General features: G+C 62.1%; 11 protein-coding genes. 4 read left to right on the forward strand and 7 right to left on the reverse strand.

The window, feature by feature from the left end; translation table 11 throughout:
• Nucleotides 1–426 precede the first annotated feature (426 nt).
• From asr to mmuP, 7 genes are all read right to left on the reverse strand, one after another.
• Nucleotides 427–819, reverse strand: coding sequence for an acid resistance repetitive basic protein Asr (gene asr / locus CSK29544_RS23470; RefSeq protein ID WP_007865075.1), 393 nt, complete (start codon nt 817–819; stop codon nt 427–429).
• Between the two features lie 156 nt (nt 820–975).
• Nucleotides 976–1,827 carry a taurine dioxygenase gene (gene tauD / locus CSK29544_RS20700; RefSeq protein WP_007891715.1) on the reverse strand — a complete coding sequence of 284 codons (852 nt, stop codon included), beginning with the start codon at nt 1,825–1,827 and terminating at the stop codon, nt 976–978.
• Nucleotides 1,824–2,651, reverse strand: a complete 828-nt coding sequence (gene tauC / locus CSK29544_RS20705) for a taurine ABC transporter permease TauC (protein ID WP_004386805.1) — start codon at nt 2,649–2,651, stop codon at nt 1,824–1,826. The genes tauD and tauC overlap by 4 nt, the downstream gene beginning before the upstream one ends.
• Nucleotides 2,635–3,414, reverse strand: a complete 780-nt coding sequence (gene tauB, locus CSK29544_RS20710; RefSeq protein WP_007891718.1) for a taurine ABC transporter ATP-binding subunit — start codon at nt 3,412–3,414, stop codon at nt 2,635–2,637. Before tauB ends, tauC begins: the two co-directional genes overlap by 17 nt.
• Before the next feature lie 9 nt (nt 3,415–3,423).
• Entirely contained in the window at nt 3,424–4,401 is a 978-nt protein-coding gene (gene tauA, locus CSK29544_RS20715; RefSeq protein WP_007891720.1) for a taurine ABC transporter substrate-binding protein, read from the reverse strand.
• A 985-nt stretch (nt 4,402–5,386) separates the two neighbouring features.
• Nucleotides 5,387–6,319 (reverse strand): homocysteine S-methyltransferase, encoded by a 933-nt coding sequence (gene mmuM, locus CSK29544_RS20720; protein ID WP_007898760.1) that lies wholly within the window; start codon nt 6,317–6,319, stop codon nt 5,387–5,389.
• Complete coding sequence (mmuP, locus tag CSK29544_RS20725) at nt 6,306–7,706, reverse strand: S-methylmethionine permease (protein ID WP_007865064.1); 1,401 nt, start codon at nt 7,704–7,706, stop codon at nt 6,306–6,308. The genes mmuM and mmuP overlap by 14 nt, the downstream gene beginning before the upstream one ends.
• A 269-nt stretch (nt 7,707–7,975) precedes the next feature.
• On the opposite strand from mmuP, the gene fdhF reads away from it, so the two are divergent.
• From fdhF to CSK29544_RS20745, 4 genes are read left to right on the forward strand one after another with little or no spacing between them, the layout of a single operon-like run.
• Nucleotides 7,976–10,960, forward strand: a complete 2,985-nt coding sequence (fdhF, locus tag CSK29544_RS20730; RefSeq protein ID WP_007898764.1) for a formate dehydrogenase subunit alpha — start codon at nt 7,976–7,978, stop codon at nt 10,958–10,960.
• Entirely contained in the window at nt 10,960–11,448 is a 489-nt protein-coding gene (locus CSK29544_RS20735) for a helical membrane plugin domain-containing protein (RefSeq protein WP_004386808.1), read from the forward strand. Before fdhF ends, CSK29544_RS20735 begins: the two co-directional genes overlap by 1 nt.
• Before the next feature lie 2 nt (nt 11,449–11,450).
• Entirely contained in the window at nt 11,451–12,863 is a 1,413-nt protein-coding gene (locus CSK29544_RS20740; RefSeq protein WP_007898767.1) for a cytochrome ubiquinol oxidase subunit I, read from the forward strand.
• On the forward strand, nt 12,856–13,863 hold the full coding sequence (locus CSK29544_RS20745) for a cytochrome d ubiquinol oxidase subunit II (RefSeq protein WP_007898769.1): 1,008 nt from the start codon (nt 12,856–12,858) through the stop codon (nt 13,861–13,863). Before CSK29544_RS20740 ends, CSK29544_RS20745 begins: the two co-directional genes overlap by 8 nt.
• Nucleotides 13,864–14,015: the final 152 nt, after the last annotated feature.

Below are 14,015 nucleotides of genomic sequence, written 5' to 3' on the forward strand. Positions count from 1 at the left end.
GTAAGCGAAGCGCACCCACCGTTTTTTCCGCCCGGGCGTTAATCGGTTGGTAAGGTGGATGGTTTTGCTCCGGCTAAAAAAAATCGGCCCCTCAGGGCCGATTTCCGCCGGGAGCCGGGATTGCAAAGGGGGCGGCGGCGAGCTCCCTTTGCACGTTCGCGTGAGCAAAGCGCCCATATGAAGGCGACTTTATGGCGAACGGAACCTATTCACCGCCCTGGTATATATTCCCTCATACCGACGCTCTTTCTGAACGAGATCGAGAAACCCCGAACGGCGGGTGCGGCTTCGCTTACCCGCCCTACAAACAACACCATTCTCATCGTAGGGTGGGTAAGCGAAGCGCACCCGCCATTCAGCCCGCACGCCACCCATAAAAAAACCCCCGGCAAGCCGGGGGTTTGATTTACTGGGGAATCGTAAAACTTATGCAGCAGGCTGGGCAGCCGGTTTAGCAGCATCGTGTTTCACTGCTTTTTTGTGGTGCTTTTTAGCAGCCTGAGCTTTCTGCTCTACAGCCGGTTTCTGAGCGGCGGCTTTTTTGTGGTGCTTTTTAGCAGCCTGGGCTTTCTGCTCAGCAGCCGGTTTCTGCGCGGCGGCTTTCTTGTGGTGCTTTTTCGCAGCCTGAGCTTTCTGCTCTACCGCTTTTTTATGCGATTTTTTGTGATGCGTTTTTGCAGCAGGCGCTTTAGCCGGTGCAGCAGTGGTGGTAGTGGTTGCTGCAGCAGCCGGAGCCGGTGCAGCAGTGTTATCAGCCGCGAACGCAGCAGCGGACAGACCCATAGTGGCGGCAACAACCAGCGCTAATACTTTTTTCATCTCTATACCCTCGAATTGGCTTTTAGTTACCCCGCGTCGGGGCTCTGGAAATCACTATAGAGAACCCGTGCCGCCGCTTCAGTGAGTGATTGGTATCGGCGTGTAACCGAATGTACAAGCGCTGCGCAAAAGAAAGGGCGCCGCAGCGCCCTCTGTTTAACCGGCCCGATAAAAGGGCTTATCGCCAAGGATCGTCGCGCGGTGCATCACGCGCCGGGCGGGGAGATAATCGGCGTTGGCGTAGTGCTGCGTCACGCGGTTATCCCACAGCGCCACGTCATTTTCTTGCCAGCGCCAGCGCACCTGGAACTCCGGTTTTGTAATATGCGCGAAAAGAAAATTCAGCAGCGCGTCGCTCTCTTTGGGCGACACATCGACAATGCGCGTCGTGAAGCCTTCATTGACGAACAGCGCCTGTTTACCGCTCACCGGATGCGTGCGCACCACCGGGTGCAGCAGCGGCGGGTTTTTCTCCACCGCCGTGAGCCAGCGCTGGTGATCTTCCTCCGTTTTCGTGTGCTTCCACTCCGGGAACGACTTCCGGAAATCGTGCTCGGCGCGCAGGCCGCTTAACAACTGCTGAAACGGGGCGGAGAGCGCCTCGAACGCCGCGATGCCGCTCGTCCAGAGCGTATCGCCGCCGGTGGGCGGCAGCGCTTTCGCCGCCAGGATCGCGCCCGCAGGCGGCGTGTCGATAAAGGTCACGTCGGTGTGCCAGTTATCGTTATCCGGCGGGTTATCGTTATGCGTATCCAGCACGATAATCTCCTCCACGCCTTCCGCATGCGGGTAGACCGGGTGAATGTGCAGATCGCCAAAACGCATCGCCAGCGCCCGCTGCTGCTGCGGCGTGATGGGCTGATCGCGCACGAACAGCACCTGATGGCGTATCAACGCGTGATACAGCTGCTCGAACTGGCTGTCGCTCAGCGGTCGCGCCAGGTTGATATCGGAGACCAGGGCACCGATATACGGCCCCAGCGGCGTGATGGTTATGCGCTCGCTCATTGTGTTTCTCCATGCCAGGGCGTCAGACGGCGCGTCAGCGCGCGCAGCCCCAGTTCTAAAATAAAAGCCACCAGGGCAATCACCGCGATGCCCGCCAGCACGACATCTGTCGCCAGAAACTCACCGGCGGACTGCACCATAAACCCAAGCCCGCGCGTGGCGGCGATAAGCTCGGCGGCGACCAGCGTTGACCAGCCGACCCCAAGCCCGATGCGCAGGCCGGTTAAAATCTCCGGTAGCGCGCCGGGCAGAATCACATGCCACAGCAGCTGCCAGCGGCTCGCGCCTAAGGATTGCGCCGCGCGGATACGCACCTGCTGCGCGCTTTTTACGCCCGCCAGCGCCGACATCGCCACCGGAGCGAAAATCGCCAGGTAGATCAGCAGCACTTTGGAGGTCTCGCCGATACCGAACCAGATAACCATCAGCGGCAGATAGGCGAGCGGCGGAATGGGCCGGTACAGCTCAATCAGCGGATCGAGAATGGCGCGCAGCGTCGGGTTCAGCCCCATGGCGATACCCACAGGAATGCCAATAAGCGCCGCAGCCAGCAGCGCGGTCAGCATGCGGCCCAGGCTCGCGCCAAGATGCGCCCAGAGCGTGGCGTCCATAAAGCCCTGCGGCCCGGCGATGGTGATGAGCTGGCGCAGCACCTGCTGCGGCGCGGGCAGAAACAGCGGGCTCACCAGTTGCAGCGCCGTCGCCGCCCACCAGAGCGCCAGCAGCGCGCCGAGCGTGGCGAGGCTTATCGTCACCGGGCGCACGGCCACACGGCGGCGGCGCACCGGCGTACGCGCCGCGTTATCGTTAATCAGTACGCTCATGGGCGCTCTCCCGTAATTCAAAGACCCGGCTCAGGACATATTCGCGACGGGCGATAAACGCCGGATCGGATTTAATGGCGCGCGCCGGTTCGCCCGCGACAAACCGCCTCGCAAAATCAAGGCTCAGCCGCTCCTGCACGCGCCCTGGCCCCGGCGACAGCAGCACGAGATCGGTCGCCATAAAGACGGCTTCTTCGATGTCATGGGTGATGAGCAGGACTTTTTTGCCGCTTGTCGCCCACAGGCGCAACAGCAGCGTCTGCATCTGCTCGCGGGTAAAGGCGTCCAGCGCGCCGAAGGGTTCATCCAGCAGCAGCAGTTGCGGGTCGGCCGCCAGCGCGCGGGCGATGCCAACACGCTGCCGCTGACCGCCGGAAAGCTGCCAGATAAAGCGGTTTTCCGCGCCCTCAAGCCCCACTTTGGCAAGCATCTGACGCGCCAGCGCGCGGCGTTCTTCACGCCCGACGCCCTGAAGCTGCAAGCCAAATGCGACGTTATCAAGCACGCTGCGCCACGGCAGCAGCCCCTCATGCTGAAATACCACGCCGCGGTCAGCGCCCGGCCCGGTGACGGCGCGGCCGTCAAGCGTAATGCTGCCCGTTTCCACCGGTAAAAACCCGGCGATGAGATTCAGCAGCGTGGTTTTGCCGCAGCCGGACGGGCCGAGCACCACCAGCAGCTCGCCGTCATTAAGCGTCAGGCTGATATCGGCAAGCGCAGGCTTGCCGTCGAAACGGGCGTGAAGGTGAGAGACCTGTAGCATCGCGCCCCCTTACGGCTGAGCCAGCGGCTTCACAAAGCGGTCAGTGACGAACGCGCGATAATCCTGCCCCGCCTGCGCCACTTTGCCCTGCGCTTTCAAAAACGCGGCGGTGTCGACAATCGCCTGATTCACCGGCCCGTTAAGCTGCTCCACCTGCTGGCTGGCGGGAAGATAGGTATTGCCCTTCACCAGCCCCGGCACATCGCCCTGCGGCACGCCGCTTAAGCGCGCGAGCTTCTCCAGATGCTCCGGCTGCGTAAGCCAGCCGTCAGGGTTGTCGAGATACCCGCGCTGGGCCGCCAGCGCGCTGCGGGCAAAGGCGGTGACCACTTCCGGGTGTTTTTCGGCGAAGTCTTTACGCACCACCCAGACATCCAGCGTCGGCGAACCCCATTTCCCCACTTCCGAGGAGTCGGTCAGCACCGTACCCTCTTTTTCCAGCGCGTTAACGGCTGGCGCCCAGACGTAAGCGCCGTCGATATCGCCCCGTTGCCACGCGGCGATGATCGCCGGCGGCTGAAGGTTAACAATGCTCAGTTGATCCGGGCGAATGCCCCAGTGTTTCAGGGCCGCCAGCAGGCTGTAGTGGGTGGTGGAGATAAACGGCACCGCGATGCGCTTGCCGATAAGATCCTGCGGCGTGCGAATCGATTTTTTCACCACCAGCGCCTCGGAGTTACCAAGCTGCGAGGCGAGCAGAAACACTTCGATGGGGACATTCTGGCTTGCCGCGACGGCGAGCGGGCTTGAGCCGATGTTGCCTATCTGTACGTCGCCCGAGGCGAGCGCGCGCACCACGCTGGCCCCGCTGTCGAATTTACGCCACTCGACCGTCGCGCCGCTCTCTTTGGCGAAGGTGTTATCCGCCTGCGCCACTTTGGCGGGTTCGGCGGAGGTCTGATACGCGACGGTGACATCTACCGCCTGCGCCTGAAATGCCCACAGCGCCAGCGCGCCGATGAGCGTAATACGCGATGTGATTGCCATACTGTCTGCCCCTGTAGTGTCTTGTTATACGGGCAGTATTTCCGCTGCGGGACATCAGTTGAAGGAATAAAAAAGCATCGTTAATGCCGAATCGTTTTTAGAAAAAAACCGGCAAAGGTTAGTTAATTTTTTGCGCTGGGAAGAGGTGCAGGAGTGAGGATTGGGATGCCGGGTATGCGGTGCTCTCCCATATCATCGTAGGGTGGGTAAGCGAAGCGCACCCACCGTTTTTCAGCCCGGCCACAACACGGACGGCAAGGTGGATGGTTTTACTCCGGCTAAAAAAATCGGCCCTCATGGGCCGATTTCCGCCGGGAGCCGGGATTGCAAAGGGGGCGGCGGCGAGCCCCCTTTGCACGTTCGCGTGAGAGAACGGCACAGAGGACAATGACGTGATGGCGAACGGAACGATTTCACCGGCCTTCCATATGCGCCCTGCTCCCTTCGCCTGCCCTCTCTTCCCAACTGGCGGGTGCGCTTCGCTTACCCGCCCTACATGTCAAAATAAATCAACGGTAATGGGCGTGGTTTTACTCCGGCTAAAAAAATCGGCCCCTCAGGGCCGATTTCCGCCGGGAGCCGGGATTGCAAAGGGGGCGGCGGCGAGCCCCCTTTGCACGTTCGCGTGAGAGAACGGCACAGAGGGAAATGACGTGATGGCGAACGGAACAATTTCACCGGCCTTCCATATGCGCCCCGCTCCCTTCGCCTGCCCCCTCTTCCCAACTGGCGGGTGCGCTTCGCTTACCCGCCCTACACGTCAGGTCACTCCCTGGTAAAAAAACGGCGGGTGCGCTTCGCTTACCCGCCCTACACGTCAGGTCATCCTCTGGTAAAAAAACGGCGGGTGCGCTTCGCTTACCCGCCCTACACTTCAGGCCATCCTCTGGTAAAAAAACGGCGGGTGTGGCTTCGCTTACCCGCCCTACAAAATAGATACCCAGGTTATGTAGGCCGGGTAAGCGAAGCGCACCCGGCATTTCCCTTAACGCTGCGCGCGCAGCGCCGCGATATCCGCAGGCGTGGTGCGGCAACAACCGCCAATCAGCGCCGCGCCCGCCGCGCGCCACTCCTCCAGATAATGCGCCAGCGTCTGGCAGGCGTGCCCGTCGTGACGCCAGGTTTTGCTCACCGCGTCATACTGCTCGCCGGAGTTCGGGTACACCACCAGCGGCAGCCGGGTGGCCTCATGCAGACGCGCCAGCGCGGCAGTGGTTTTCTCCAGCGCTACGCAGTTGATGCCGAGCGCCACAATCTGCGGATACGGCGCGAGCGCGGCCGCCACATCGCCAAGCGGCGTGCCGTCGCTGATGTGATCGCTGTCGCGAAGCGTAAAGGTAAACCACGCGCGTGCCTGCGGGTAGCTTTCCAGCAGCGCGGCGAGCGCCAGCGCCTCCGGGAGCGACGGCAGCGTTTCGCAGGCGAGCAGATCCACGCCCGCCTCAAGGAGCGCCTCCACGCGCGGACGATGGAAATCCGCAAACTCCGCCGCCGAAAGCGCATAGTCGCCGCGGTATTCCGAACCGTCCGCCAGGTACGCGCCATACGGCCCGACGGAGCCTGCCACCAGCAGCGGCCCGGCATCCGGCTGTTCGTCGTAATAATCGTCACGCGCCTGACGCGCCAGCTCAACGCTTCGCGCAATCAGCGCCCGCGACTGCGCCTCATCCAGCCCGCGCGCGGCAAAACCGGCTGGCGTCGCCTGGTAGCTGGCGGTAATGGCGCACTGCGCCCCGGCGCGGAAGTAATCAAGATGCACCGCGTAAATCAGCTCCGGCTGCTCCATCAGGACTTTCGCCGACCATAAGCTGTCGGCGAGATTACAGCCGCGCGCTTCCAGTTCGGTTGCGAGCGCGCCGTCCAACACCACAAACGGCTGCTGGCTTAAGAGCGGGGTTAACGGGTTATTCAGCGACATGGCGAGGCTCCTCGGTGCGGCGCGTGCGGAAAAATTGCGTCAGATAATACGCGCCGTAGCAGAACGCCACAAACGGCAGCCCGCACCAGAGCGCGATGCGCTGGCCCGGATCGAACGCCAGCCCGACGCAGGCGATAAAACAGAGCGCGAAGCCCAGCACCGGCGTCAGCGGGTACCAGGGCGCGCGGTAATGTAATTCGTTGAGCGCCCGGCCCTCGGCCAGATGACGGCGACGAAACATAAAATGCGCGGCGCAAATGCTGAGCCACACCGCCACCACCGCGAAACCGGAAATCGCCGAGAGCGCCACAAAGACGGTATCCGGCGCCACGATGCTGGAAAACAGCGCCAGCACGCCGCCCAGCATACTCACCGACAGCGCCGTCAGCGGCACGCCGCGACGCGTGAGGCGCGAAAAACCGCGCGGCAGCGTGCGCTCGTTGGCGAGCGACCAGAGCATCCGTCCGGAGGCGTAAAGCCCCGAATTCGCCGCGGACAAAATCGCGGTGAGGATCACGAAGTTAATGATATCGGCGGCGTACGGAATGCCGATTTTCTCAAACACCAGCACGAACGGGCTTTTCACCACACCCGCCTGATCCATCGGGATCAGCGCCGCCAGCACCAGCACGGTGCCGAGGAAGAAAATCACCAGCCGCACGATGGTCGTGCGAATCGCAACCGGCACCACCTGCTGCGGGTTTTCGGTTTCACCGGCCGCGATGCCGATAAGCTCAGTGCCGGAAAACGCGAAATTCACCGCCACCATCGTCATCAGGATCGGCAGCGTTCCGGCAGGGAACCAGCCCGCGGCGGTCAGGTTATGGAACAGCGGCGCGGGCGAGCCATCTTTCATCGGCAGAATGCCAAACATCGCCGCCCCGCCGAGCACGATAAACGCCACGATAGTGATAACTTTAATAAGCGAAAACCAGAATTCGCCCTCGGCGAACAGCCGCGTGGAGAAAACATTCAGCCCGAAAATCACCACGCAGAAGACCAGACACCAGACCCACACCGGCACCTGCGGAAACCAGTACTGCATACAGAACCCGGCGGCGGTAAAGCTTGAGCCGAGCGCCACGGTCCAGGTGAGCCAGTAGAGCCAGGCGACGGTATAGCCGGTCGCCGGGCCTAAATAGCGCGCCGCGTAAACGTGAAACGCGCCGGTTTCCGGCATGGCGACGGCCAGCTCGCCGAGGCATTGCATCACCAGCCAGACCACCAGCGCGCCGATAAGATACGCCAGCAGCGTGCCCGCCGCCCCGGTCGTGGAAATAATATAGCCGGTATTAAAGAACAGCCCGGTGCCGATAACGCCCCCCAGCGAGAGCATCACCAGATGACGGGCCTTCATGGTGCGTTGTAGCTGCTGCGATTCCTGCATAAACCCTTCTATACGTTCAGACGTCTAAACATCCATAACTGAACGTTATACCGGGAAGCGGTGCGAAATGCAAAAGCCGTCGTGCGCTCAGCCACTTATCCGCAACTGCTGCCGCCTGATTATTCACCGCATACATACTTCGCAACACCCTTCGCTGGCGAAGCCAGGGGTCGGTTACTACCTTTAAGTCACTATAACGAGAGCGCCTCCCCGCGGAGAAGCCGCTCTTCTTCGCTGCGGCGCACGTTCGCGGCACTGGCAAGGCACGTTTGAGGAAGCACTATGAAGAGTCGCTCTGTACCCTGTTTTATGACGGGAGGCCGCTGACTGGCCCGGCGAATATCCCGCTTATCGATTTTCTGACGGCCTGCGATGTCAAGCTCCCGCACGTCTGTTACCACCCCGCGCTTGAGCCGATGCAAACCTGCGATGTCTGCTGGGTGGAGTATCAGGGCGAGCTGGTGCGCGGCTGTACGCTGAAAAGCGCGCAGGGCATGGAAATTGCCAGCCGCACGCCTGAGGCGCAGGCGGCGCAGCATGAAGGTATGGACAGGCTGCTCGCCAAACATGAACTCTACTGTACCGTCTGCGAACACAACACCGGCGACTGCACCCTGCATAATGCCGTGGCGGATATGCACATCCCGATTCAGCGCTACGAATACCAGCGCAAACCCTACGTTAAAGACCACTCCAACCCGTTTTACACCTACGATCCAGATCAGTGCATTCTGTGCGGGCGCTGCGTGGAGGCGTGCCAGAACGTCGAGGTCAACGAGACGCTGAGCATCGATTACACCATGGCCCACCCGCGCGTACTCTGGGACGGCGGCGAGACTATCGCCGGCTCCAGCTGCGTGAGCTGCGGGCATTGCGTCACCGTCTGTCCCTGCAACGCCCTGCTTGAGAAAACCATGCAGCCGGACGCCGGGCCATTTACCAGCATGAAGCAGACGCTCAAGCGCCCGATGATAGATCTGGTGAAAGCCATCGAAAACACCACGGGCGCTGAGATCATTACCGGCATTTCGGTGATGGACATGCACTGGCGGCAGCCGGAAATCAAACGCACCAAAACGGTCTGTACCTATTGCGGCGTCGGGTGCAGCTTCGAGATCTGGACGCGCGACCGCCACGTGCTGAAAGTGCAGCCTGTCGCCGACGCGCCTGCCAACGGCATCTCCACCTGCGTGAAGGGCAAATTCGCCTGGGATTTTCTGAACGATAAAGCACGCCTCACCACACCGCTTATTCGCGAGAACGACCGCTTCCGCGAGGCGAGCTGGGACGAGGCGCTGGCGCTGGTGGCGCGCCGTCTGCTGGCGATCCGCGATCAGTACGGGCCGCAGGCCATCGGTTTTATCGGCTCCAGCAAGGGCAGCAACGAAGAGGCCTACCTGACGCAGAAAATCGCGCGCCTCATTATTGGCACCAACAGCGTCGATAACTCGTCGCGCTACTGCCAGAACCCGGCCACCAAAGGACTGTTCCGCACCGTCGGTTATGGCGGCGACGCGGGCACCATTGAGGATCTGCATAAGGCGTCGCTGATTGTGATTGTCGGCAGCAACACCGCGGAGAACCATCCGGTGATCGCCGCGCGCATGAAAGCCGCGAAAAAACATCACGGGCAGCAGCTTCTGGTAGTCGACCCGCGCCGTCACGAAATGGCCGAGCGCGCCGACCGTTACCTGCGCATTCGCCCCGGCACCGATATGATCTGGGCCTCGGCGATGGCGCGCTATATGTTTGACCACGGCTACGCCGACGAGGCGTTTCTCGCCGCGCACGTCAACCAGGTGGACGAATACCGCCAGTCGCTCGCGCCGTTCACGCTGGACTTCGCCGCCGACATGACCGGGCTTACGGTGGAGGAGCTGACCGCCGCCGCCGAGCTTATCGGCAACGCGCCGTCCGTCTGCATCGTCTGGGCGATGGGCGTGACCCAGCACAGCCACGGCGCGGACACCAGCACCGCGCTCTCCAACCTGCTACTGGTCACGGGCAACTACGGTCGCCCCGGCACAGGCGGCTACCCGATGCGCGGGCATAATAACGTGCAGGGCGCGAGCGATTTCGGCTGCCTGAAAAACTACTACCCGGGCTATGAATCGGTGAGCGATGAAACCGTGCGCGCCAAATGGGCGAAAGCCTGGAGCGTGGCGCCGGAAAAACTGTCGCTGGAGGCAGGCTCGGATAACTTCGAGATGGTGGAGCACGCGCGCACGAAACAGATTCGCGCCATGTATGTCATTGGCGAAGAGACGGCGTTTTCCGACGCTGACAGTACTAACGTGCACGAGGGCTTTACCGATCTCGATTTCCTGGTGGTGCAGGATCTCTTCTTAAGCCGCACCGCGCAATTCGCCGATGTGGTGCTGCCCGCCTGCCCGAGCATTGAAAAAGACGGCACCTTTGTGAATACCGAGCGACGCATTCAGCGCTTCTATGAAGCCATGCCGCCGCTCGGCGACAGCCGCCCGGACTGGCGCATTCTGACCGAGCTTGCCGCACGCATGGGCCACGACTGGGGCTACACGCACCCGTCGCAAATCATGGCGGAGGCGGCGAGTATCGCCACGCTGTTCGCGGGCGTCAGCTATGAGCGTCTTGAAGGCTGGAACTCCCAGCTCTGGCCGGTGAAACCTGACGGCGAAAGCACGCCGCTGCTCTACACCGACGGGTTTAACTTCCCGGATGGCCGCGCCGTGCTCTACCCGCTGAAGTGGCAACCGCCCGCCGAAGCGCCGGATGACGAATACGATCTGGCGCTCAATAACGGGCGCATGCTGGAGCATTTCCAGTCGACCAACCAGAGCGGACGCGGCGGGCGCACAATGTCGCTGTCGCCCGACTGGTTTGTGGAAATCAGCCCGCAGCTTGCCGCTGAGCGTGGGCTCTCCGAGGGCGACTGGGTGAAACTCACCTCGCGACGCAGCTCGCTGGAGGTGCCGGTGGTCATCACCGATCGCGTGGCGGGCCAGTCGCTCTTTATCTCTATTCATCAGGGCAAACCCGGCATTAACGCGCTCACCGGCGAGCACCACGACCCCGACGTCAACACGCCAGCGTATAAAGAGCTCGCGGTAAAACTGGAGAAACTCTCCCGCGCGCCGCACCCGTCCCCGCTGCCGCGGCACAACTTCCGCTATGGTGCCCGCACGCCGATGGCGGGCGTGCCGGTCGAAGAGAAATGGCAGCGTGACGATTACCGTCTGCCGCCCGAACAGGAACCTCACCCGGAGAAATTTTAATGGCCAAAGCGATTGACTATCAGCCCGAGCCGCCACGCATCGGCCCGACGGCGGACGAAGAGCTGCAACGCCTGCTCCAGACGCTGCATGAACATGGCGTGCTGCGCCTGACCAACGATCTGGTGGCGTCCAACAACGAGTGGATCAAGGTCATCATCGACGGCCTGAGCCGCAAAGGTTCGCTGAACGTTATCCAGAACATCTCTGTGCTGCTGATGGCGCTCTCCACCATTCCGCCGGAGCGGATGTATAAGCTCGCCTTCGGCGTGCGCGATTTCGCCGCGGAACTGAGCCGCGAAGAAGCGCGCCCGGAAAGCGAACAGGCCGACGCGCCAGGCGCGCGCGGAGCATGGAAAATGCTGCATGACGATGAGCTGTGGCGCTCGCTGACGCCGCTGCTCAATGGTCTGAAAGCCTTCTCCCGCCGCATGGAAGAGGAGGTGGACAAACCCATCTCCTCGTTTACCGGCAAGCCGAGCGACGCCTGACAATGATTAGCCCGGAAACCGCGCTGCTTTTGGCGCGCAGCCAGTTCGCCTTCACCATCGGGTTTCATATCGTACTGGCGGCGCTGACGATAGGCCTCGCGCAGTGGCTGATGCTGCTGGAGGGCTTGTGGCTGTGGCGCAGGCAGCGCATTTATCTCGATCTCTATAAATACTGGAGCAAGATCTTTGCCCTGAACGTCGCGGTCGGCGTCGTCACCGGCGTGCTGATGGAATTCCAGTTCGGCGCCAACTGGGGCGAGCTTTCCAGCCGCGCCGGTGCCGTGATGGGGCCGCTGATGTACATGGAAGTGCTGGTGGCGTTTTTCCTCGAAGCGGGCTTTATGGGCGTGGTGCTGTTCGGCATGGGCAAAGTGCGCCCGTGGGTGCATTTTCTCGCCACCTGCGTGGTGGCGGCAGGCTCGCTGTTCAGCGCCTTCTGGATATTGTCGGCGAACTCGTGGATGCAGACGCCCGCGGGTTTCATCATCGGGCCCGATGGCCGCTTTCAGCCCGTTGACTGGTGGGCGGTGATTTTCAACCCGTCCTTTCCGTACCGGCTGATACATATGTCCATCGCTGCGCTGCTCGCCACCGCATGCCTGGTGGCGGCGGTCGGCGCGTGGCACCTGCTCAAGCATCCGCAACAGCCGGGCGCGCGGCGAATGTTCTCCTGGGGGCTGTGGGTATTGCTCGCGCTTGCGCCCCTTCAGGCAGTGGTGGGCGATCTGCATGGCGAAAACACCCGCGATCACCAGCCGGTCAAACTGGCGGCGATGGAAGGCAGCTGGAACCCGCCGCCGCCCGGCGAAGGCGAGCCGCTACGGCTGTTCGCGATCCCGGATATGGAGGCGCGGCGCAACCACGTTGAAGTGGCGATCCCGTCCATCGGCTCGCTCTATCTGCGCCATAATCTCACCGGCACCATTCATAGCCTGAATCAGTATCCGCCGGACGAGCTGCCCTGGGTGCCCGGCGTCTTCTTCGCGTTTCGCGCTATGGTCGGGCTCGGCTTTCTGATGATTTTCGTTGGCGTCGCCGGGCTGGTGGTGCGGCTGCGTGGCCGGTTGTGGGAGGCACGCTGGCTGCAGCGCGGCATGGTGGCGATGGCACCGGCGGGCGTTATCGCGATGCTCGCGGGCTGGGTCGTCACCGAGACGGGCCGCCAGCCGTGGACCGTCTACGGGCAGTTGCTGACCCGCGAGAGCGCCTCACCCATCGCGCCCTCGCTGGTGCTCGGTTCATTTGTCGCGATTGTGGTGGTCTATCTGCTGATTTTCACACTCGGCATGGGCTTTATGCTGCGTCTGCTCGCGAAACCACCGGGCGACGACGCGCCGGATGCCAACCCGTCCGTGGCGGCGCAAACCGGCAGCGGCGTGACGCCGCACAGTCTGCGGGGGCATTCAGATGACTGAACTACTGCTTTCTCTGCCGCTGTTAACGCTACTCTGCGCCGGCGCGCTCGCCGCGGGCGTGCTGATTTACGTGTTGCTTGACGGCGCGGATCTCGGCGTGGGGCTGCTCGCGCCGTTTCAGTCGCCGCAGGCGCGCCAGCAGATGAACATTTCGCTGCTGCCGGTCTGGGACGGCAACGAAACCTGGCTGGTGCTGACCGCGGGCGCGCTGCTGGCGATGTTCCCGGTCGCCTTCAGCATTCTCTACAGCGCGCTCTACCTGCCGGTCTATATCATGCTGCTGGCGATGATTGTGCGCGGCGTGGCGATTGAGTACCGCCACCTGCGCCCGCGGCTGTTCGACGCGCTGTTTATCGCAGGCTCCTGGCTGACGTCGTTAAGCCAGGGCGCGACGATGGGCGCGTGGGTTGAAGGCATTACCCATAACGGCGCGACATTTACCGGCGGCCCGATGGACTGGCTGTCGCCCTTTTCGGTCTTCTGCGCGATGGCGCTCAGCGTCGGCTATGCGCTGCTCGGCGCATGCTGGCTTATCTGGCGCTGCGAAGGGGAACTCAACGCGTGGGCGCGGCGTCAGGCCATGTGGCTTGCCCTTCTCACCGCCGCGCTGCTGGCCGGCCTGCTGGTCTGGACGGTGCAGATCAATGAGACCTACCGGCTGCATCTGCAACTGTGGCGCTGGAGCGGGCCGCTGGCGGCGGTGGGTTTGCTGGCGTTTTTGGGCGTGATACTGACGCTGCGCCAGCGGCGCGATTTCCTGCCGCTCGCGATGACGCTTTTGCTGTTTATCGCGGCGTTCGGTGGGATGCTGCTGGCCGTTTTTCCGTTTATTCTGCCGCCGAATCTGTTGCTTATTCAGGCTGCCGCGCCGCCCGCCACGCAGAAGCTGATGCTTATCGCGTTCGGCATTTTTGTGCCCGTTACGCTTATCTATAACAGCTGGGGGTTCTGGGTGTTTCGCGGCAAGATCCACGCCGTGCGGGAAGACGAGCGCCCCTGACGCATGATGCGGGGGCCACTTCTGCACGGCCATAAATAAGAAAAAGAATAACAGGAAGCGGTAACGGGAATAGTCGCGGCGCACAAAAGAAGTGAATATTCACTCTGGCTGATTTTAATAAACAGCGAAAAAGAAAAGATTTTACGAATTTA

The organism is Cronobacter sakazakii, from assembly GCF_000982825.1.
GTDB lineage: Bacteria > Pseudomonadota > Gammaproteobacteria > Enterobacterales > Enterobacteriaceae > Cronobacter > Cronobacter sakazakii.